The 19,375-nt window shown below is 58.5% G+C and carries 15 protein-coding genes; 9 read left to right on the top strand and 6 right to left on the bottom strand.

The window, feature by feature from the left end; translation table 11 throughout:
* Window positions 1–139 precede the first annotated feature (139 nt).
* A complete protein-coding gene (locus FO014_RS16740) occupies window positions 140–658 on the top strand; it encodes an E3 ubiquitin--protein ligase (RefSeq protein ID WP_105232106.1) in 519 nt (172 codons plus the stop codon).
* 85 nt (window positions 659–743) lie between these two features.
* On the opposite strand, the gene uraA is transcribed toward FO014_RS16740, so the two are convergent.
* Both uraA and upp read right to left on the bottom strand, forming a co-directional pair.
* The gene (gene uraA / locus FO014_RS16735) at window positions 744–2,030 is read right to left on the bottom strand and encodes a uracil permease (RefSeq protein ID WP_105232107.1); all 1,287 of its coding nucleotides are present in this window, start codon (window positions 2,028–2,030) and stop codon (window positions 744–746) included.
* A gap of 78 nt (window positions 2,031–2,108) precedes the next feature.
* Window positions 2,109–2,735 carry a uracil phosphoribosyltransferase gene (gene upp / locus FO014_RS16730; RefSeq protein WP_015673345.1) on the bottom strand — a complete coding sequence of 209 codons (627 nt, stop codon included), beginning with the start codon at window positions 2,733–2,735 and terminating at the stop codon, window positions 2,109–2,111.
* 257 nt (window positions 2,736–2,992) lie between these two features.
* Between upp and purM the strand changes: the two genes are divergently transcribed.
* The 4 genes from purM to FO014_RS16710 all read left to right on the top strand — a co-directional run bounded on the left by purM (window position 2,993) and on the right by FO014_RS16710 (window position 6,304).
* A complete protein-coding gene (gene purM, locus FO014_RS16725) occupies window positions 2,993–4,030 on the top strand; it encodes a phosphoribosylformylglycinamidine cyclo-ligase (RefSeq protein WP_105232109.1) in 1,038 nt (345 codons plus the stop codon).
* A complete protein-coding gene (gene purN / locus FO014_RS16720) occupies window positions 4,030–4,668 on the top strand; it encodes a phosphoribosylglycinamide formyltransferase (protein ID WP_160030341.1) in 639 nt (212 codons plus the stop codon). Before purM ends, purN begins: the two co-directional genes overlap by 1 nt.
* Before the next feature lie 112 nt (window positions 4,669–4,780).
* Entirely contained in the window at window positions 4,781–5,335 is a 555-nt protein-coding gene (speG, locus tag FO014_RS16715) for a spermidine N1-acetyltransferase (protein ID WP_105232111.1), read from the top strand.
* Between the two features lie 396 nt (window positions 5,336–5,731).
* A complete protein-coding gene (locus tag FO014_RS16710; RefSeq protein WP_160030340.1) occupies window positions 5,732–6,304 on the top strand; it encodes a bactofilin family protein in 573 nt (190 codons plus the stop codon).
* A 2-nt stretch (window positions 6,305–6,306) separates the two neighbouring features.
* On the opposite strand, the gene pstB is transcribed toward FO014_RS16710, so the two are convergent.
* Genes pstB through FO014_RS16695 form a run of 3 tightly spaced genes read right to left on the bottom strand, consistent with a single transcriptional unit; the run spans window position 6,307 to window position 10,971 of the window.
* Complete coding sequence (gene pstB, locus FO014_RS16705; protein ID WP_160030339.1) at window positions 6,307–7,119, bottom strand: phosphate ABC transporter ATP-binding protein PstB; 813 nt, start codon at window positions 7,117–7,119, stop codon at window positions 6,307–6,309.
* A 28-nt stretch (window positions 7,120–7,147) separates the two neighbouring features.
* Complete coding sequence (gene pstA / locus FO014_RS16700; protein WP_160030338.1) at window positions 7,148–8,797, bottom strand: phosphate ABC transporter permease PstA; 1,650 nt, start codon at window positions 8,795–8,797, stop codon at window positions 7,148–7,150.
* Entirely contained in the window at window positions 8,794–10,971 is a 2,178-nt protein-coding gene (locus FO014_RS16695; RefSeq protein WP_160030337.1) for an ABC transporter permease subunit, read from the bottom strand. Before FO014_RS16695 ends, pstA begins: the two co-directional genes overlap by 4 nt.
* 280 nt (window positions 10,972–11,251) lie before the next feature.
* Here FO014_RS16695 and ppk1 point away from each other — a divergent pair, with 280 nt between their 5' ends.
* Complete coding sequence (gene ppk1, locus FO014_RS16690; protein WP_160030336.1) at window positions 11,252–13,315, top strand: polyphosphate kinase 1; 2,064 nt, start codon at window positions 11,252–11,254, stop codon at window positions 13,313–13,315.
* A gap of 10 nt (window positions 13,316–13,325) precedes the next feature.
* Window positions 13,326–14,879, top strand: a complete 1,554-nt coding sequence (gene ppx, locus FO014_RS16685; RefSeq protein ID WP_160030335.1) for an exopolyphosphatase — start codon at window positions 13,326–13,328, stop codon at window positions 14,877–14,879.
* A 45-nt stretch (window positions 14,880–14,924) separates the two neighbouring features.
* Here the strand turns inward: ppx and FO014_RS16680 are convergent, their stop codons facing one another.
* Window positions 14,925–17,156 (bottom strand): EAL domain-containing protein, encoded by a 2,232-nt coding sequence (locus FO014_RS16680; protein ID WP_160030334.1) that lies wholly within the window; start codon window positions 17,154–17,156, stop codon window positions 14,925–14,927.
* A gap of 413 nt (window positions 17,157–17,569) precedes the next feature.
* On the opposite strand from FO014_RS16680, the gene FO014_RS16675 reads away from it, so the two are divergent.
* Window positions 17,570–17,761, top strand: a complete 192-nt coding sequence (locus FO014_RS16675) for a YfgG family protein (RefSeq protein ID WP_160030333.1) — start codon at window positions 17,570–17,572, stop codon at window positions 17,759–17,761.
* Window positions 17,762–17,934: 173 nt separating this feature from the next.
* On the top strand, window positions 17,935–19,368 hold the full coding sequence (gene mgtE, locus FO014_RS16670) for a magnesium transporter (RefSeq protein WP_160030332.1): 1,434 nt from the start codon (window positions 17,935–17,937) through the stop codon (window positions 19,366–19,368).
* Window positions 19,369–19,375: the final 7 nt, after the last annotated feature.

Below are 19,375 nucleotides of genomic sequence, written 5' to 3'. Positions count from 1 at the left end.
CTTATGCCGTAATAGTAGGCAACATGCTGCAACAATCGCCGTTCCATCCGGGCGGCTTGCACTTTTCGGATAAGCTGTCCTAGTATAAAAATGCAAAACCGCACTACCATCACAACGGCTTATCACAAGGATTTAAACGATGAAATCATGGAATAAAATTTTACTGGCTTCACTGATCGGTTTGGCGCTGGCGGGCTGTGATGACGCCTCCAAGGTTGACAACAACCTGGATAAAGCCAAGGACAGCGCAGAACAGATGAAAGACGCCGCGGACAAAAAGGCCGAGCAGTTGACCGACAGCGCCAAAGCCAAGGCACAAGAGCTCAAACAGGCCGCAGCAGAGCAGGCCGATCAGCTGAAAGATCAGGCCTCCTCGCTGAAAAACGACGCCGGCAAACAGGCCGAAGCCATCACTAACGATGCCCAGGCCAAGGCGGAAGCCATTAAACAGCAAGCAGACCAGCAGAGTCAGCACCTGGTTGAACAGGCGAAAACGATCAAAAATGACGCCATCAGCGGCGCGAACCAGCTCACCGAAGAGGCGAAGGCGAAAACCTCGGAAATTCAGCAGAGCATCGATAATAAACAGCAAGAGGCGCAAAAACAGGCCGAAGCTGCCGACGCACCGGCGGAACAGCCACAGCCCGCAAATCAGTAATCCTCACATTACGGCGCGCCAGCGCGCCGTAAACCTCAGGGATGAGCCCGCGTCATCCCTGACTGCCCGGTGCGGACGCCCCGCACTATTTCTGCTCCAACCCCTCGTCGGCGTCAATCACCTCTTCTTCTTTGCGCAGCAGGCTAATCAGCTTGAACAGCAGGCTCAGAGCGATGCCGACGATGGTCGCCAGCGCCATGCCCTTCAGTTCCGCCGCGCCGATATGCACCTTGGCGCCGCTGACGCCGATAATCAGGATCACTGCGGTCAGGATCAGGTTCTGCGCCTTGTTGTAATCCACCTTCGAGTCAATCAGTACGCGGATGCCCGACGCGCCGATCACGCCGTACAGCAGCAGTGAGACGCCGCCCATCACCGGCACAGGCACCGCCTGGATCGCCGCCGCCAGCTTGCCGACGCAGGAGAGCAAAATCGCCAGAATCGCCGCGCCGCCGATCACCCAGGTGCTGTAAACCTTGGTAATCGCCATCACGCCGATGTTCTCACCGTAGGTCGTATTCGGCGTCGAGCCGAATAAGCCGGAAATCACCGTGGAAATACCGTTGGCGAACATCGAACGATGCAGGCCCGGCTCGCGGATCAGATCCTTTTTAACAATATTGGCGGTCACCACCAGATGCCCGACGTGTTCGGCGATCACCACCAGCGCCGCCGGCAGAATGGTGAAAATAGCGAACCACTCAAAACGCGGCGTATAGAAGGTTGGCAGCGCAAACCAGTGCGCTTCGCGAATCGGCGTCAGATCGACCACGCCCATAAAGAACGACAGCGCATACCCCGCCAGCACGCCGATCAGAATCGGGATAATCGCCAAAAATCCACGGAACAGCACCGAACCGAGAATGGTGACACCCAGCGTCACCAGCGAAATGGTGATGGTGGTGCCGTCCGCTGCTGCGCCGTCCGCCGGCAGCAGCCCTGCCATATTGGCCGCCACACCCGCCAGTTCAAGACCGATAACCGCAACAATCGCCCCCATCGCCGCCGGCGGGAACATCACGTCGAGCCAGCCGGTGCCGGCTTTCTTGACGATCAGCGCCACCAGACAAAACAGCAGGCCGCAGACGATAAAGCCGCCGAGCGCCAGTTCATAACCCAGCGGCAACAGCAGCAGCACCGGTGAAATAAAGGCAAAGCTGGATCCCAGATAGGCCGGAATCTTGCCTTTACAGATAAACAGATACAGCAACGTGCCGACGCCGTTAAACAGCAGCACCGTGGCCGGGTTAATCTTGAACAGGATCGGCACCAGCACGGTGGCGCCAAACATGGCGAACAGATGCTGAAGGCTGAGCGGAATGGTCTGCAGCAGCGGCGGGCGCTCGCTGACGCCAATGGCGCGACGGGTCATGGGTGTTTTTCCTCGTGCTTATTGATTTTATAAGTTGTAAGCCAAAAAAAAGCCGACTCGTTAAGTCGGCTAATTATCTTATTTGGTACCAAATATCTTGTCGCCGGCATCACCCAGCCCCGGCACGATGTAACCGTGCTCATTCAGGCACTGATCGATGGACGCGGTATACAGCTCAACGTCAGGGTGCGCTTTTTCCAGCGCTTTGATCCCTTCCGGCGCCGCCACCAATACCAGCACCTTAATGCTACTGCAGCCGGCCTTCTTCAACAGATCGATCGTGGCGATCATCGAGCCGCCGGTCGCCAGCATCGGGTCAACCACCAGCGCCATGCGCTCTTCAATATTGGACACCAGCTTCTGGAAATACGGCACCGGCTCCAGGGTTTCTTCGTCGCGATAAACGCCGACCACGCTGATGCGCGCGCTAGGCACGTGCTCCAGTACCCCTTCCATCATGCCGAGACCGGCACGCAGGATCGGCACTACGGTAATTTTTTTCCCTTTAATCTGTTCAACTTCAACCGGCCCGCACCAGCCTTCAATCGTGACCGTCTCGGTAGCCAGATCGGCGGTCGCTTCATAGGTCAACAAACTCCCCACTTCAGAAGCCAGCTCACGAAAGCGTTTGGTGCTGATTTCGTGATCGCGCATCAGGCCAAGCTTGTGTTTTACCAGCGGGTGTTTCACCTCAACGATCTTCATCATTTTTCTCCTATTAAGGTGGTTGACGGCCAAAAAAATCGCGGGATTATACCGCCTTTTTCCCGCTGCGCCACCCACAATGGCCCGATCGGGATCAACAAAAGTATGATTATCAGTATAGGGGATGAAAATGTAGATCGGCCTCACAAGCCGCTCGCAAACGTTTGCCTGCACTGTTAGAATTGCCGCGCCGGGTTCCGGAAGCAAAGGCCGGAAGCCCCGTTTTTCAATCCGCAAACCGTCGTGGGGATCGCGCAGTGACCGACAAAACCTCTCTCAGCTATAAAGACGCAGGTGTCGATATCGATGCTGGCAATGCATTGGTAGACCGTATCAAAGGTGTAGTAAAACAGACCCGTCGCCCGGAAGTGATGGGAGGGTTGGGCGGTTTTGGCGCGCTGTGCGCGTTGCCGCAGAAATACCGCGAACCGGTGCTGGTTTCCGGCACTGACGGCGTGGGCACCAAACTGCGTCTGGCCATGGATCTGAAGCGTCACGACACCATCGGCATCGATCTGGTGGCCATGTGCGTCAACGACCTGGTGGTACAGGGCGCAGAGCCGCTGTTCTTCCTGGATTACTACGCCACCGGCAAGCTGGACGTCGACACCGCCGCCAGCGTCATAACCGGCATCGCCGAAGGCTGTAAACAGTCCGGCTGCGCGCTGGTAGGCGGCGAAACCGCTGAAATGCCGGGCATGTACCACGGCGACGACTATGACGTGGCCGGCTTCTGCGTCGGCGTGGTCGAAAAGTCTGAAATCATCGACGGCAGCAAGGTGCAGGCCGGCGACGCGCTGATCGCGCTGGGCGCTTCCGGCCCGCACTCCAACGGCTACTCGCTGGTGCGTAAAATCCTCGAGGTCAGCAATACCGACCCGACCACCACTCAGCTGGACGGCAAACCGCTGGCCGACCACCTGCTGGCGCCGACTAAAATCTACGTGAAATCGGTACTGGAACTGATCGCCAACCGCGAGGTGCACGCCATCGCCCACCTGACCGGCGGCGGCTTCTGGGAAAATATCCCGCGCGTACTGCCGGAAGGCATGCAGGCGGTGATCGATGAATCCAGCTGGCAGTGGCCGGCGGTGTTCAACTGGCTGCAGCAGGCGGGTAACGTCAGCCGTCACGAAATGTACCGCACCTTTAACTGCGGCGTCGGGATGCTGATTGCCCTGCCGGAAAGCGAAGTAGAGGCCGCCATCGCCCTGCTGAACGCGGCAGGTGAAAAAGCCTGGAAAATCGGTAAACTCACTGCATCTTCCGACGAACAGCAAGTGGTCATTCAGTGATGAAAAAGATTGTGGTGTTGATCTCCGGCCAGGGGAGTAATCTCCAGGCGCTGATCGACGCCTGCCAGCAGGGGCGGATCGCCGCCGAGATCGTCGCAGTATTCAGCAACAAGGCGCAGGCCTATGGTCTGCAACGCGCCGAGGCGGCAGGCATTGCCGCCCACGCGCTGGATGCCAAAGCCTTTGCCGACCGCCAGGCGTTTGACGACGCGCTGGCGGACGCCATCGACCAGTACCAGCCGGATCTGGTGGTGCTGGCCGGCTATATGCGCATTCTCAGCGCGCCGTTCGTCCAGCGCTATGCCGGCCGGATGCTGAATATCCACCCTTCTCTGCTGCCGAAATATCCGGGTCTGCATACCCATCGCCAGGCGATCGACAACGGCGATGACGAGCACGGCACTTCGGTGCACTTCGTCACCGAGCAGCTCGACGGCGGGCCGGTTATTCTGCAGGCCAAAGTGCCGATCTTCCCCGGCGACGAAGAAGATGAGGTGGTTGAGCGGGTACAGGTGCAGGAGCATACCCTCTATCCGCTGGTGGTCGGCTGGTTCGTCGATGGCCGTCTGGCGATGCGCGACAACGCCGCCTGGCTGGACGGCGAACGCCTGCCCGAACAGGGGCACGCCGCCGACTGAGCGTACTTTCTAAACCAATCCTCAACGGCGTCCTCCGGCGCCGTTTTTTTTACCTCTTCTGGCCGACTCAACGCTATACTTCCCCGTATGTCAGTCACATAGGAGAATACACATGCCTGGTTCCGCCAGCGTCCGCTTACGCCCACTGGAGCGGGATGATTTAACCTTTGTCCATCAGATGGACAATAACGCCAGCGTCATGCGCTACTGGTTCGAAGAGCCTTATGAAGCCTTTGTCGAACTGTCCGACCTGTACGATAAACATATCCACGATCAGAGCGAACGTCGCTTTATCATTGAGCACGAAGGGGCGAAGGTCGGCCTGGTCGAGCTGGTGGAGATCGACCATATTCACCGTCGGGCGGAGTTCCAGATTATTATCGACCCGACGCATCAGGGTAAAGGCTACGCCAGCACCGCCGCCAAACTGGCGATGGACTACGGCTTCTCCGTTCTGAACCTGTATAAGCTGTACCTGATTGTCGACAAAGAAAACCCCAAAGCGATCCATATCTACAGCAAACTGGGTTTTGAAGTGGAGGGGGAACTGATTAACGAATTCTTCGTTAACGGCGAATACCGCACCGTATTGCGCATGTGCATTTTCCAGCCGCAATACCTGGCAAAGTTCAAAGCTGCGCCCAAGAGTGAAAAATTAGCTAAATAAAATGTAAACATTGCCGATAATCTAAATTTAATGTAAATAGATTTCGGCAATAAATCACCAGACATAATAACAGCCGTCAGATTCGTGAATAATCCGCTGGCATCAGGCGTTATTCATTATTGACCGTCATCAATTATAATGACAACATCGATATTACAGTTCTTCGTTGCCGATTATTAATAAACGTTACTTAAGAATGGATTATCTTAATCAGGAAAGATGCGAAAATACAATATACTTTGGTATGTCTGGATTTTATGGGCACTGCTAATCATTATCTGGTTATCTTGGGATACTCTTTTAAATAACGAGATAAATCCGATAGTGGTGGCGATTGCCGTATTCTGTTCATTACTTATTTTTCAAGCAATATATAGCATATACAGGAAGGACCCCATGCAGATATTTAATAAATCCAAGAAAAATCCCACAGAGAAGCGCACTAGAAAAACGGATGACGACAAGTCCTCGCTCCATGAAGTGAAAGAGCCGGTCAAAGCTGCTCCCGCGCCGCCGCCATTACCGGAACTGATGGAAAGCACCAAACCGGTCAAGGCCATCAAGGACACTTTTGTCTCGCAGGGCACCCAGCTGACCGGCACCATTGAAGGTCAGGGCAACATTATTGTCGAAGGCGTGATTGAAGGCAGCCTGACCAGCTCCCACCAGGTTCGCATCGAACCGACCGGCCATGTGAAAGGTGAAATCCACGCCCAACATATTATGATCAACGGCTCCGTCGAGGGCAGTTGCCACGCCGACAGCCTGACCATTCAGCCGAAAGGCCATATGCGCGGCGATATTTTTACCGATGAGTTTTCCATTGAGAAAGGCGGCGTGTTTGTCGGACAGTCTCAGCTGATGCCGCAAACGGTCGCCGGCGCCGGCAAGGTCACGGCGCTGAAACCGGCGCGTCCCGCCCCTGCCGATGCGGCCCCGCAGCTGCAGGAACCACAGCAGGCCAAATAGCCTCAGCCATAGCGGCCCGTGATGTAATCCTCCGTGCGCCGCTGACGGGGCGAGGTAAAAATGGCGTCGGTATCGTTATATTCCACCAGGCGTCCCTGGTGGATAAACGCCGTATAGTCCGAAACGCGCGCCGCCTGCTGCATATTGTGCGTCACCAGCACCACCGTGTAGCGCTGTTTCAGCGTCGAAATAAGCTCTTCAATGGTCAGGGTGGAGATCGGATCCAGCGCCGACGTCGGCTCATCGAGCAGCAGCACCTCCGGCTCAATGGCGATGGCGCGGGCAATCACCAGCCGCTGTTGCTGGCCGCTGGACAGCCGCAGGGCGTTTTCCCGCAGCCGATCCTTCACCTCATGCCACAGCGCCGCCGCGCGCAGCGAACGCTCCACCGCCTCATCCAGCACCCGCCGCTCGCGAACGCCCTGCAGGCGCAGGCCGTACACCACGTTTTCGTAAATGGATTTCGGGAACGGATTAGGACGTTGGAACACCATCCCCACCCGCCGCCGCAGCGCCGCCACGTCAATCTCCGCGCCGGAAATCAGCTCGCCGTTCAGCTGCAGCTCGCCGTCAATACGGCAGTTGTCCGCCAGATCGTTCATGCGGTTAAAGCAGCGCAGCAGCGTGGATTTTCCGCAGCCGGAGGGGCCGATCAGCGCCGTGACCCGGTGCTTCGGAATACGCAGCGAAATATCATGCAGCACCTGTTTGTCGCCGTAAAACAGCTGCAGCCCGTCGGCCGCCAGCGCCGTATCCTGGTCACCCAGTTGCTGCACATCCAGCCTGGGCAAACTGCCCGGCGTTTTTAATCCCATGAAGCGCTCCACAAACTCATTATCACAGTTACTGCTCCCATACCCGGTAACGCTCCCGGAGCGAATGGCGGATCCCCATCGCCGCCAGGTTCAACCCGACGACGATCGCCACCAGCAGGAAAGCGGTGGCGAACACCAGCGGCCTGGCCGCTTCGACGCTGGGACTTTGGAACGCCATATCGTAAATCTGGAAGCTCAGATGCATAAATTTACGCTCCAGATGTAAATACGGAAAAATATTGTCCACCGGCAGCACCGGCGCTGACTTCACCACGCCGACCAGCATCAGCGGCGCGGTCTCACCCGCCGCACGTGCAATCGCCAAAATCAGGCCGGTCATCATGGCCGGCGCCGCCATCGGCAGCACAATGCGCCACAGGGTTTCCGCCCGGCTGGCGCCCAGCGCCAGCGAGCCCTGACGCAGCGAGGCCGGTATGCGCGACAGCCCCTCTTCGGTCGAGACAATCACCACCGGCAGCGTCAACAGCGCCAGCGTCAGCGCGGCCCACAGCACGCCGGGCGTGCCGAAGGTCGGGTTAGGCAGAGATTCGGCATAAAACAGCCGATCGATACTGCCGCCGACCAGATAGACGAAAAATCCCAGGCCAAATACGCCGTAGACGATCGACGGTACCCCGGCCAGATTGACCACCGCAATGCGGATCAGCCGCGTCAGCAGGTTTTTACCGGCATATTCATGCAAATAAACGGCGGCAATCACCCCGAACGGCATCACCACCACCGACATCAGCACCACCATCAGCACGGTGCCGAAAATTGCCGGGAAAACGCCGCCCTCGGTATTGGCCTCACGCGGGCTGTCGCTCAGAAACTTCTTCACCTGTTCGCCCCAGTGCGCCGCTTTCTGGCCCAGGCTCATCGCATTGGGATACCAGGCATCGCGTATCTGACTCAGGGGAATGGTATGTATCTGGCCGCGCATATCCCGCAGCAACAGCGCATCGCGCTGACGATCGCGGTTCAGTCCGTCCAGCCGGTCCGCCAACTGGTGGTACTGGCGCTGCAGTTCCAGACGCTCGGCTTTCATCTGCGCCTGGGCGCGGGCATCAAACCGGTTGTCACGCCGGAGCTTTTTCTCACGCAGATTAAGCGCCGCGAACTGCTCATTAATCCGCGCCATCTCATGAATCTGAATATCATGCGCCTGGCGCGACAACGCCGCTATTTGCGGCAGGCGCTGCTGCAACGCCTGATTCAGATCGCGCCCGGTCAGCGGCTGTCCGTCCTCCAGCAGGCCGGCCAGAAATCCATAGGCAGTGCCGTTGCTGTTGCGCTCCAGCACCATCAGATCGCGCGGCGCGCTCTGGCGGCGAACATCGCTGGCCAGCAGCGTACGGAAATCCTGCCCCTCGCTTTCGCGGTTGCCGACCTTGATCAGATAACGGGTGACCTGCGTCGCCTCTCCCGGTGGCGTCACGCCCGCCTCCTGCAGTTGCTGGCGTGAAATCGTCTGCTGCTGATACAGCTCGCCAATCAGCGTTACCGGGCCGGCCGCCGCCTGGTTCAGCTCAAACTGGTACACCGGGCTGGGCCAAAAATAGCGCATCCCCTGACCCGCCAGCAGCAGCAAAATACCGAGCAGCGCCAGCAGGCTGACGCTGACCGAACCGGCGGTCAGCCATACCCAAGGGGAACCCGACTTTAGCCAGGATCTCATGGCGCCTCCTGATTCTGGCTATAGCGCTCTCGCAGGCGCTGACGAATCGCCTCGGCCAGCGTGTTAACGATAAAGGTAAATACGAACAGCACCAGCGCGGTCAGGAACAGCACCCGATAGTGACTGCTGGCGAACACCGCCTCCGGCATTTCAATAGCGATATTCGCCGCCAGCGCGCGCAGCCCCTGAAACAGGCTGCCGTCGATAATCGGCGTATTGCCGGTAGCCATCAGTACGATCATGGTTTCCCCCACCGCCCGGCCGAAGCCGATCATCAGCGCCGAAAAAATGCCGGCGCTGGCGGCAGGCAGCGTCACCCGCGCTACCGTCTGCCACGGCGTGGCGCCCAGCGCCAGCGAGCCTTGGGTAAGCACGGCCGGCACGCTGAACAGCGCATCCTCCGCCAGAGAGAAAATCACCGGCACCAGTGCAAAGCCCATCGCCACGCCGACCACCAGCGCATTGCGCTGGTCAAAGTCATCGCCCAGCCAGACGTGCATCGGCTGGCCGAACAGCAGCGTCTCCAGCCAGGGGCCGAGGGCCATCGCCAGCCAGACGGTCAGCGTCATCACCGGCAACAGCAACAGTAAATCACCGCCCGGACGCAGCCGCCCCGGCCACCAACGCTGCTGCGCAATACCGCACACCATCACCGCGCCGGCCAGCAACAGCGGCAACGCCAGTATCGCCAGTAAATGACGCTCGATAACCGGCGCCAACCAGATGCCCGCCACCAGTCCGATGACCACCGTCGGCAACGCCCCCATCACTTCGATCGCCGGTTTCACCAGCCGCCGCAGCGCCGGTGACATAAAGCAGGCCGTATAGACAGCGCCGCCCAGCGCCAGCGGAATGGCAAACAGCATGGCGTAGCCGGCGGCCTTCAGGGTGCCGAAAATCACCGGCGCCAGGCTGAACTTGGCCTGATAGCTGTCTTCCCCGGAGGTGGACTGCCAGACCAGCGCCGGCTGCGGATAGTTCTCGTACCAGACCTTCTGCCACAGCGCGCGCCAGGTAACGTCAGGGTAATCATTATTCAGGCGATAGCGCTGCCAACCTTGCGCGGTCTCCAGCAATAGGCCGTCGCCGCGCGGCGCAAACGCCGCCTGTTGCACGCCGGCGGCCAGCCGGGTGCTCAGCAAAGGCCGGGACTGAATGCTGGCGTAGAGCGCAAACGCACCGTCCGGCTGCACGGTGGCGAACACCCGACGGAACGGTTCGGTAATCACCGTAGCGTCCGCAGCCGGCTGTGGCGCGAACTGCTGCGCCGAGGTCAGGCGCCAGCGCTGGTTTTTCTCCACGTCGAACCACTCTTGCAGCGTGCCGTCGGCGGCATGCACAATCAGCGCGCTGCCGCCCGGCAGCGCCGTCAGACGGTAAGGCGTCTGTTCACCCAGCGTTTGCGTTTCCTGCAGCCGCAGCTGCGTCCCGTCAATTTGATAGCGCGCCAGCCGGTTGCCGCTCAGCAGATAGAGCTGGCGGCCATCCGGCGCCAGTACCAGTTGCTGGACGTCAGCATCCAGCGCGACACGACTTACCGTCGCCGGCCGCTGCGCGGCAACGCGGGCAAACAGCAACTGTCGCCGCTCGGTCACCGCCGCCACCAGATACTCGCCGGCCTCGCGCGCCGGCGCCAGTGCCAGCTGCGTCAGCGCTCCTGCGTGCGGCTGCAGGGCCTGCGGCTGTGCGCCCAGCGGTAAAGTCCACTGTGGTTTTTCCTGCGGCGCGGCGGCGAAATCCGCCTGCACAATAATAAAACGCCCGTCGGCCTGCGCCAGTGCAAACAGGTCGCGCGTCCCTACCGCCTGAGCCAGCAGCGTCGGCGCCGGCAGCAGGCGTTGGCTGGCCAGCAGCGTGCCGGCCGCTTGCCCCTGCCGCGCCGTCAGCCGGTAAAACCGCCCTTCCCCCTGCCGGTCAATGCGATAGCCCACCCGTTGCTGCACATCCATCCCGAGCGCCATGGCCGGCGAGGCGTGGTTCAGCGTCAGCGCCGGCGACGCGTCGACGGAGGCCGGCTTAAACAGCGGCAATACGGCGAACAGCAGGTAGACGAAGATTAACATCAGCATCATCAGCACCAGCAGGCCACTGACGGTCACCATGGCCCGTACGCCACGATCGATGCGCGCGCGCCGCCGATCGCGGGGAAGTTGATTTGCCGTTGTCTGTACCATCTGCCTCTGTCTTTATTGCTGGTCCGGCTTACGCCAAAAGATAACCGGGCATCTTATGTCAGATTAATGTCGTTTGCATGACAAAGTTTACCGCCGCCGGCCGGCAGATCTGTTGGACATTACTGTCAATCTCTCGCAATAATGTTGTAGGACATTAGAGCGGCATCCAGGCAGCATGAGCAACGGGCTACGGCACCTCTCACCCGCCTGCACGGCAGGCAGTCTGGGCCGGCATAGGGGAATGCCATTCGATTTTTCCCATGATTTAACCGGAGTAATAATGGGTCAGGAAAAGCTCTACATCGAGAAAGAACTAAGCTGGTTATCCTTTAATGAACGCGTGTTGCAGGAAGCCGCAGATAAGAGCAATCCCCTGATTGAACGCATGCGCTTTCTGGGTATTTACTCCAATAACCTCGACGAGTTTTACCAAGTCCGCTTTGCCGATCTGAAACGTCGGATACTGATCAGCGAAGAACAGGGCTCCGCCGGCTCATCACGTCATTTACTGAAGAAAATTCAGGCCAAGGTGTTAAAAACCGACCAAGAGTTCGACACCCTGTATAACGATTTGCTGCTGGAGATGGCGCGCAATCAAATCTTTCTGATCAATGAGCGTCAGGTCTCCGAGAACCAGCAAATCTGGCTGCGCCAGTACTTCAAGCAGCATCTGCGCCAGCACATTACGCCGATCCTGATCAATCACGACACCAATCTGGTGCAGTTTCTGAAGGACGACTACACCTATCTGGCGGTGGAGATCATCCGCGGTACCCATATCGACTATGCGCTGCTGGAGATTCCGTCTGATAAGGTGCCACGCTTCGTCAATCTGCCGCCGGAGGCACCGCGCCGGCGCAAACCGATGATCCTGCTGGACAATATTCTGCGCTACTGCCTGGATGATATTTTTAAGGGCTTCTTCGACTACGACGCGCTCAACGCCTATTCAATGAAGATGACGCGCGATGCGGAATACGATCTGGTGACGGAAATGGAGTCCAGCCTGCTGGAACTGATGTCTTCCAGCCTGAAACAGCGCCTGACCGCCGAGCCGGTGCGCTTTGTGTACCAGCGCGATATGCCGAACAAAATGGTGGAGCTGCTGCGCGAAAAGCTGGGCATCTCCAACTACGACTCGGTGATCGCCGGCGGCCGCTACCACAACTTCAAGGACTTTATCGGCTTCCCCAACGTCGGCAAAAGCAACCTGGTCAACCGGCCGCTGCCGCGCCTGCGTCATACCTGGTTCGACAAGTTCCGCAACGGCTTTGACGCCATCCGGGAAAAAGACGTGCTGCTGTACTATCCGTACCACACCTTCGAGCACGTGCTGGAATGGCTGCGGCAGGCGTCGTTCGACCCCAGCGTTCTGGCAATAAAAATCAATATTTACCGCGTAGCGAAAGATTCACGCATTATCGAATCGATGATCCATGCGGCGCATAACGGCAAGAAAGTGACGGTGGTGGTCGAGCTGCAGGCGCGCTTTGACGAAGAGGCCAACATTCACTGGGCCAAACGCCTGACGGAAGCCGGCGTGCACGTGATCTTCTCCGCCCCCGGTCTGAAAATTCACGCCAAGCTGTTTCTGATTTCGCGCCGCGAAGGCGACGCCATTGTGCGCTATGCCCATATCGGCACCGGCAACTTCAACGAAAAAACCGCGCGCGTTTACACCGACTACTCTCTGCTGACCGCCGATGCGCGCATCACCAACGAAGTGCGCCGGGTATTCAACTTTATTGAAAACCCCTACCGTCCGGTGCATTTCGACTACCTGATGGTGTCGCCGCAGAACTCGCGCCGCATGCTGTACGATCTGATCGACCATGAGATCGCCAGCGCGCTGGCGGGCAAACCGGCCGGCATTACGCTGAAATTGAATAATCTGGTGGATAAAGGGCTGGTGGATCGGTTATATACCGCTTCCGGCGCCGGCGTAAAGGTACGCCTGCTGGTGCGCGGCATGTGTTCGCTGATTCCTAATCTGCCGGGGATCAGCGACAATATTCAGGCCATCAGCATTGTTGATCGCTATCTGGAGCATGACCGCGTTTACGTTTTCGAAAATCAAGGTGACACCAAGGTCTATCTGTCGTCCGCCGACTGGATGACCCGCAATATAGATTATCGTATCGAAGTGGCGGCGCCGCTGCTGGATCCGGCGCTGAAACAGCGCGTGCTGGATATTCTGGCGATCCAATTCAGCGACACCGTCAAAGCCCGTTATATTGATAAAGAGCTGAGCAACCAGTACGTGCCGCGCGGCAACCGCCGTAAGGTCCGTTCGCAAATTGCCATTTACGATTATTTAAAAGCTCTGGAACAACCAGGAAATTAGGCCAGTAACTATGCCGCTAAACAGCACTGCTACTCATAAACCATTGGAAATCGCCGCCATCGATCTGGGCTCGAACAGCTTCCATATGGTTATTGCCCGCGTCGTCAACGGCGCCCTGCAGGTATTGGGCCGCTTAAAACAGCGGGTACACCTTGCCGATGGCCTGGATGCCAATAATGTGCTCAGTGAAGAAGCGATAGAACGCGGTCTGGCCTGCCTGGCCCTGTTTGCTGAACGGCTGCAGGGCTTCCCGGCGGAAAACGTCACCATCGTCGGTACGCATACGCTGCGTCAGGCGGTGAATGCCGAAGCCTTCCTGAAGCGCGCCGCCGACGTGATCCCCTACCCGATCGAAATTATCTCCGGGCAGGAAGAGGCGCGCCTGATCTTTATGGGCGTGGAGCACACCCAGCCGGAAAAGGGCCGCAAGCTGGTCATCGACATCGGCGGCGGATCAACGGAACTGGTGATCGGCGAAGATTTCGAACCGCTGCTGGCGGAAAGCCGCCGCATGGGCTGCGTCAGCTTCGCCCACCTCTTTTTCCCTGACGGTGAAATCAACCGCGCCAACTTCCGCCGCGCCCGGCTGGCGGCGGCGCAAAAACTGGAAACCCTGGCCTGGCAATACCGCATCCAGGGCTGGCAATACGCGCTGGGCGCCTCCGGCTCGATCAAGGCGGCGCATGAAGTGCTGGTCGCGATGGGAGAAAAAGACGGCCTGATCACCCTCGAACGGCTGGAGATGCTGAGCGAACAGGTGCTGCAGTTCAAGAACTTCAGCGCTCTCAGCCTGCCGGGACTGTCGGAGGAGCGTCAGGCGGTATTTGTACCGGGGCTGGCCATTTTATGCGGCGTGTTCGACGCGCTGGCAATCCGCGATTTACGCCTGTCCGACGGTGCGCTGCGCGAAGGCGTGCTGTATGAGATGGAGGGCCGCTTCCGCCATCAGGATATTCGCAGCCGTACAGCCAAAAGCCTGGCCGAGCACTACAATATCGATCGCGACCAGGCCAGCCGGGTACTGGCAACCACCGAGCTGCTGTACGCCCAATGGATGGCGCAAAACACCAAGCTGGTCAACCCGCAGCTGGAAGCGCTGCTGAAATGGGCCGCCATGCTGCACGAGGTCGGGCTGAGCATCAACCACAGCGCCATGCACCGGCATTCCGCCTATATCCTGCAAAACACCAACCTGCCGGGCTTTAATCAGGAACAGCAGTTGCTGCTGGCGGCGCTGGTGCGTTTCCACCGTAAAGCCATCAAGTTGGAAGAGCTGCCGCGCCTGAATCTATTCAAGAAAAAGCACTATCTGCCGCTGATACAGCTATTGCGCCTGAGTGCGCTGCTGAACAATCAGCGTCAGTCCACCACCACACCGGAAACCCTGCGCCTGTCCACCGATGACAATCACTGGACGCTGCGCTTCCCGGCCGGCTACCTGATGCAGAATACGCTGGTGCAGCTGGATCTGGAGCGCGAGCAGGAGTACTGGAAAGATGTTGTCGGCTGGAAGCTGATAATTGAGGAAGAAGATACGCAGCAGGACGAGCAGCGCCTCGCCTGACGCCGTACTCTGCGGCCCTCCGCACGCGCGGGAGGCCGCATGCCGTCACGACGGTTCGGCCTGCGCGTCGTTCACCAGCGACGTCAGCGGTACCGGCCGGCCAATATGGTAGCCTTGCATATAATCGACTCCCAACGCCCGCAGCGCCATCTGCTGCTCTTCGCTTTCGACATATTCCGCCACGATATGTAACCGCTTCATTAGCGCTACCTTGCAGATAGACGCAATAATCAGGTGATCCACCGGGTCGTTCAGCATATCACGCACGAAGCTGCCGTCGATCTTCAGCGTATCCACTTCCAACATCCGCAGGCGGTTATAGCTGGCATAGCCGGTGCCGAAATCGTCAATCGCAATGCGGCAGCCCAGTTCGCGCAGCTCACGCAGGGTGGTGGCCGCATAGTGAATATCCTGCATCAGGTGCGATTCGGTGATTTCCAGAATCAGCTGATACGGCTCAATCGCATACTGCTGCAACGCCTGCCGTACGTCGCGACTCAGCGTCGGGCGGCACAGCGTCGGCGGCGAAATATTCACCGCAAAGCGCGCGCTCGGCAACGTATCGCGGTGGCGGTCCATAAACATTAGCGTATTGTTCAGCACCCATAGATCCAGCTGATACGCCAGGCCGAATTCATGCACCACCGGCAAAAACTCGTTCGGCGGCAGCGTACCACCTTTGTCATCGGGCAGGCGCAGCAGGATCTCATGGTAGCGGTCACCGCGCACGCCGTGTATCGGCTGCGCCATCAGGATAAAGCCATCGCTGTCCAGCGCCCGCTGTACCCGGTGCAGCAAACGCACCTTGTGCTTCACCTCGTTCTGCACGTCCTGATGATCGTTGCGGATACTCTCCGGTTCGCCGCTGCTCAGCGAAAGCTCAGCCAGCGAGCTCAGTTCCCCCAGCAGCAGATGCAGGTGCTCCACCTCCCCGGCGATGCCGCAGTAACTGACGCCCAGCGGCGGGTGGATCGGCAGCCCGTTCCAGACCAGGCGGAAATTCTCCAGCGTGGCGTGCACCGCCGCCACCTTGGCCTCGTCATCATAACCGTTCAGCCGCAGCACCAGATCGTAGCCCGGCAGTTGATACACGTCTTCGTCCGCCGCCATCACTTTACGCAGGGTGCTGGCCAGGTGCTGTTTGAAGCGGATACGCAGCTGCATGCCGTAATGGCGGCTCAGCAAGTCCAGCTCGGCAATACGCAGAAAACACAGCGTGGAACGCGGTGCCTGCGCCAAATCCCGCTTCAGGGCGCGCAGGTTAGGCAGACCGACCATCGGATCCTGCAGCGAAGCGCGCTTCATTTTGGCGAACAGCGCCAGCTGGCGGGAATTGATCGCCGACAGCAGAAACACGCTGAGGGTGAACACCAGCATCATCGAGGAGACCACGGCCAGATCGTGCAGGCGGCCATCCACCCGCACATAGCTGCGATAGTTGAAAAACAGCGCCAGCAGCGCAATCGACCAGGCGATGCAGTTAAGGTGATAACCGAAACGCACGGCGCCATACAGCATCAGCGGCAGCAGCAGCGTCAGGCTGTAGTCGATCCAGAACTCCTTCTTCCCGACGCCGGTGGGGTAGCACAGCGCAAACACCATACCGGCCAGCAGCAACAGCCAGAGCAAGGTCTCTCTGGCTTTCACCCCCGGTGCGACTTCCAGGCGGAAACGGCACCGCAGCGTCCGCATAAAGCGCGGATTATTCAGCATGCGCAATACAAAATAAAACAGCGGCGTGGAAGAAAGGCCGGCGATCAGCAGCGCATGAAAATTCACCAGCGTATGCATCAGATTGGCTCTGCCGAACACCATGCCCATCTCATCCGGCAGCAGCCCCATGCCAATCATCAGCTGCAGGCTGAGGATAAACAGCAGCGGCGGAAACGCCAGCAGCCAGATAAGCCGCGGTGGCGTAAACCCCAGAAAATTAATGCGGGCGCACCAGTTACGCTGCGTCTGGCAGCGGTAGCCCAGCCAGCAGACGCCAAGGCAGAACAGATACAGCAGCGTCATGATAGCGCCGATTTCCGGCCCCAGCCGAGCGCTGTAGCGGATCATGATGGCGACGGCAATACCGGGAATCGCCATCCAGTCGTACACCATCAATAGCGAAATACATACCGCCAGCGGCAGATAAACCAGGTACACCTTCCCTTCCGGCAACATAATGCGCGGAGACAGCCAGCCGGCCAGCGGGATAAACACCAGGCTCCAGATTAAGGGCTGGCCCCACCAATGGTGGCGTAAATTATTCCAGAGTTTCAATTTAACCATTATGAAGTGAGTATCTTCGCCGACGCGCGAAGCTATTTATCATCCAGACTTTGGCGGCCTGTCAGTAAGCGGCGTCCGCTCATCTCCGATGGCCAGGGTAATAGTGATGAAAAAATCAGCAAATTTACAGCTGGTCACGAATTCTATGCGCAACGGCGGGTTAAAAATTGATTTATATCAATTAATAGATCAATGTCGGTTAAAAAGAATCATAACATTGATGCGATAAAAACAGCGCTCCGCACTACCGGAGAAAGTCAAACCAAAATTAAACCAACGGCAGGATAGTTTTCCGCTCCGGTGAAATACATGGACAAGTTTTGCCGACCGCCACTAAAATTACCACACCCAAGGGGAAATAACAGGCCTGGCCACAGGCTGCGCCATAAGGAACCGATACCTGCGGACAAACTATGCGTAAAAGAACCACCGGACAAATGACCAAAATCGTGCTGCTGGTAAGCTTTATCATTTTGATAGGCCGTTTGCTGTATACCGCTATCGCCGCCATTCCCCACCATCAGGAAAAACAGCTTTCCGCTCAGGAACAGCACATCCGTCAACCGCTTAATTCACCACGGGACAACGCCTCTGAAACGCAGTAACCGCGTGGGCCTGCCCGCGTGCCGCCGAATGGGTAAGCCGTCTGTCCACAGACGCTTTACCCATTCCTGGCTGCGTATCGTCCCTATCATAAAAATGACGCCATACTCTGCGATGTTCTATCTTGTACAAGTTATGACTCAGGAGCTCTGCGTGCCAAGCGTTAAGGAATACCATGTCTGCCGCAACACATAATGTCAAAAAGGTGGCTGAACACCGTCAGCATATCCTGTCCCTGTTACTGAACAACAAAGCGCTGGTCGACGGCATTCTCGGCCGGCCGGACGAAGAGCAGCAGCTCAGCCGCCAGGCGCTGATGGACCAGACCGCCGAAATTCACGCGCTGGTGGAAGAGATGCACGCCGCCGACCTCGCCGACCTGCTGGAAGCGCTGCCGCAGGATGAGCGTCTGGCGCTGTGGCGGCTGGTGGATCCGCCGCGCCGCGGCCAAACGCTGGTGGAAGTCGCTGAACCGGTGTGGGACAGCCTGATCGAAGAGATGAGCGATAAAGACCTGCTCAAGGCGATCAAAACGCTGGATATCGATGAACAGGCCTATCTGGCGCAGTTCCTGCCGCGTAACCTGATGGGCCGCCTGCTGACCTCGCTGGAACCGGGGCAGCGCGCGCAGGTGCGCGAGATGATGCACTACGGCAAAGAGACCGTCGGCTGGATGATGGACTTCGAGCTGGTCACGGTGCGGCCCGATGTTACGCTGGGCGCGGTGCACCGCTTTTTGCGCCAGCGTAAAACCATCCCGGACGCCACCGATAAAATCTTTGTCACCGACCGCAAAAACACCCTGCTTGGCGAACTGCCGCTGACGGCGGTGCTGCTGAACGATCCGCAAACGCAGGTCGCCAGCGTGATGGACAGCGACCCCACCAGCTTCCAGCCGGAAGACAAGGCCGAAGCGGCGGCCGGCGCGTTTGAACGTTATGACCTGATCAGCGCCCCGGTGATCGACGCGCAGGGCAAACTGATGGGGCGTCTGACCATCGAAGAGATCGTCGACGTGGTCAATGAAGAGAGCGAAAGCAACCTGCGCCGCATGGGGGGCTTAAGCCCGGAAGAGGACGTGTTCGCGCCGGTCGGCAAGGCGGTGAAAACCCGCTGGGCCTGGCTGGCCATCAACCTGTGCACCGCCTTTATCGCCTCGCGGGTGATCGGCCTGTTTGAGCACACCATCTCGCAGCTGGTGGCGCTGGCCGCGCTGATGCCGATCGTCGCCGGCATCGGCGGCAATACCGGCAACCAGACCATCACCATGATCGTCCGCGCGCTGGCGCTGCACCAGATTGAAGAAGGCAATATTTCCCGTCTGCTGCTCAGAGAGCTGGGCGTTGCGATCATCAACGGCCTGGTGTGGGGCGGCATTATGGGCATGGTCACCTATTTGCTGTACGACGACTGGGCGCTGGGCGGCGTGATGACGCTGGCCATGATCCTCAACCTGCTGGTCGCTGCGTTGATGGGCGTAGTGATCCCGATGGTAATGCTGAAGATGGGCCGCGACCCGGCGGTCGGCTCCAGCGTGCTGATCACCGCCCTGACCGATACCGGCGGCTTTTTCATCTTCCTCGGCCTGGCCAGCCTGTTCCTGCTTTGACCTTCCG

It is taken from the genome of Serratia rhizosphaerae, assembly GCF_009817885.1.
GTDB classification, from domain to species: domain Bacteria; phylum Pseudomonadota; class Gammaproteobacteria; order Enterobacterales; family Enterobacteriaceae; genus Serratia_B; species Serratia_B rhizosphaerae.
Note: the sequence above shows the minus strand (reverse complement) of the source record. Positions and strands in the feature narration are given on the sequence as shown.

Excerpts from the sequence above, each read along its gene's own strand:
- FO014_RS16740 (WP_105232106.1), top strand. The coding sequence starts at position 140 with ATGAAATCATGGAATAAAATTTTACTGGCTTCACTGATCGGTTTGGCG.
- uraA (WP_105232107.1), bottom strand. The coding sequence starts at position 2,030 with ATGACCCGTCGCGCCATTGGCGTCAGCGAGCGCCCGCCGCTGCTGCAG.
- upp (WP_015673345.1), bottom strand. The coding sequence starts at position 2,735 with ATGAAGATCGTTGAGGTGAAACACCCGCTGGTAAAACACAAGCTTGGC.
- purN (WP_160030341.1), top strand. The coding sequence starts at position 4,030 with ATGAAAAAGATTGTGGTGTTGATCTCCGGCCAGGGGAGTAATCTCCAG.
- speG (WP_105232111.1), top strand. The coding sequence starts at position 4,781 with ATGCCTGGTTCCGCCAGCGTCCGCTTACGCCCACTGGAGCGGGATGAT.
- FO014_RS16710 (WP_160030340.1), top strand. The coding sequence starts at position 5,732 with ATGCAGATATTTAATAAATCCAAGAAAAATCCCACAGAGAAGCGCACT.
- pstB (WP_160030339.1), bottom strand. The coding sequence starts at position 7,119 with ATGGGATTAAAAACGCCGGGCAGTTTGCCCAGGCTGGATGTGCAGCAA.
- pstA (WP_160030338.1), bottom strand. The coding sequence starts at position 8,797 with ATGAGATCCTGGCTAAAGTCGGGTTCCCCTTGGGTATGGCTGACCGCC.
- FO014_RS16695 (WP_160030337.1), bottom strand. The coding sequence starts at position 10,971 with ATGGTACAGACAACGGCAAATCAACTTCCCCGCGATCGGCGGCGCGCG.
- ppk1 (WP_160030336.1), top strand. The coding sequence starts at position 11,252 with ATGGGTCAGGAAAAGCTCTACATCGAGAAAGAACTAAGCTGGTTATCC.
- ppx (WP_160030335.1), top strand. The coding sequence starts at position 13,326 with ATGCCGCTAAACAGCACTGCTACTCATAAACCATTGGAAATCGCCGCC.
- FO014_RS16680 (WP_160030334.1), bottom strand. The coding sequence starts at position 17,156 with ATGGTTAAATTGAAACTCTGGAATAATTTACGCCACCATTGGTGGGGC.
- FO014_RS16675 (WP_160030333.1), top strand. The coding sequence starts at position 17,570 with ATGCGTAAAAGAACCACCGGACAAATGACCAAAATCGTGCTGCTGGTA.
- mgtE (WP_160030332.1), top strand. The coding sequence starts at position 17,935 with ATGTCTGCCGCAACACATAATGTCAAAAAGGTGGCTGAACACCGTCAG.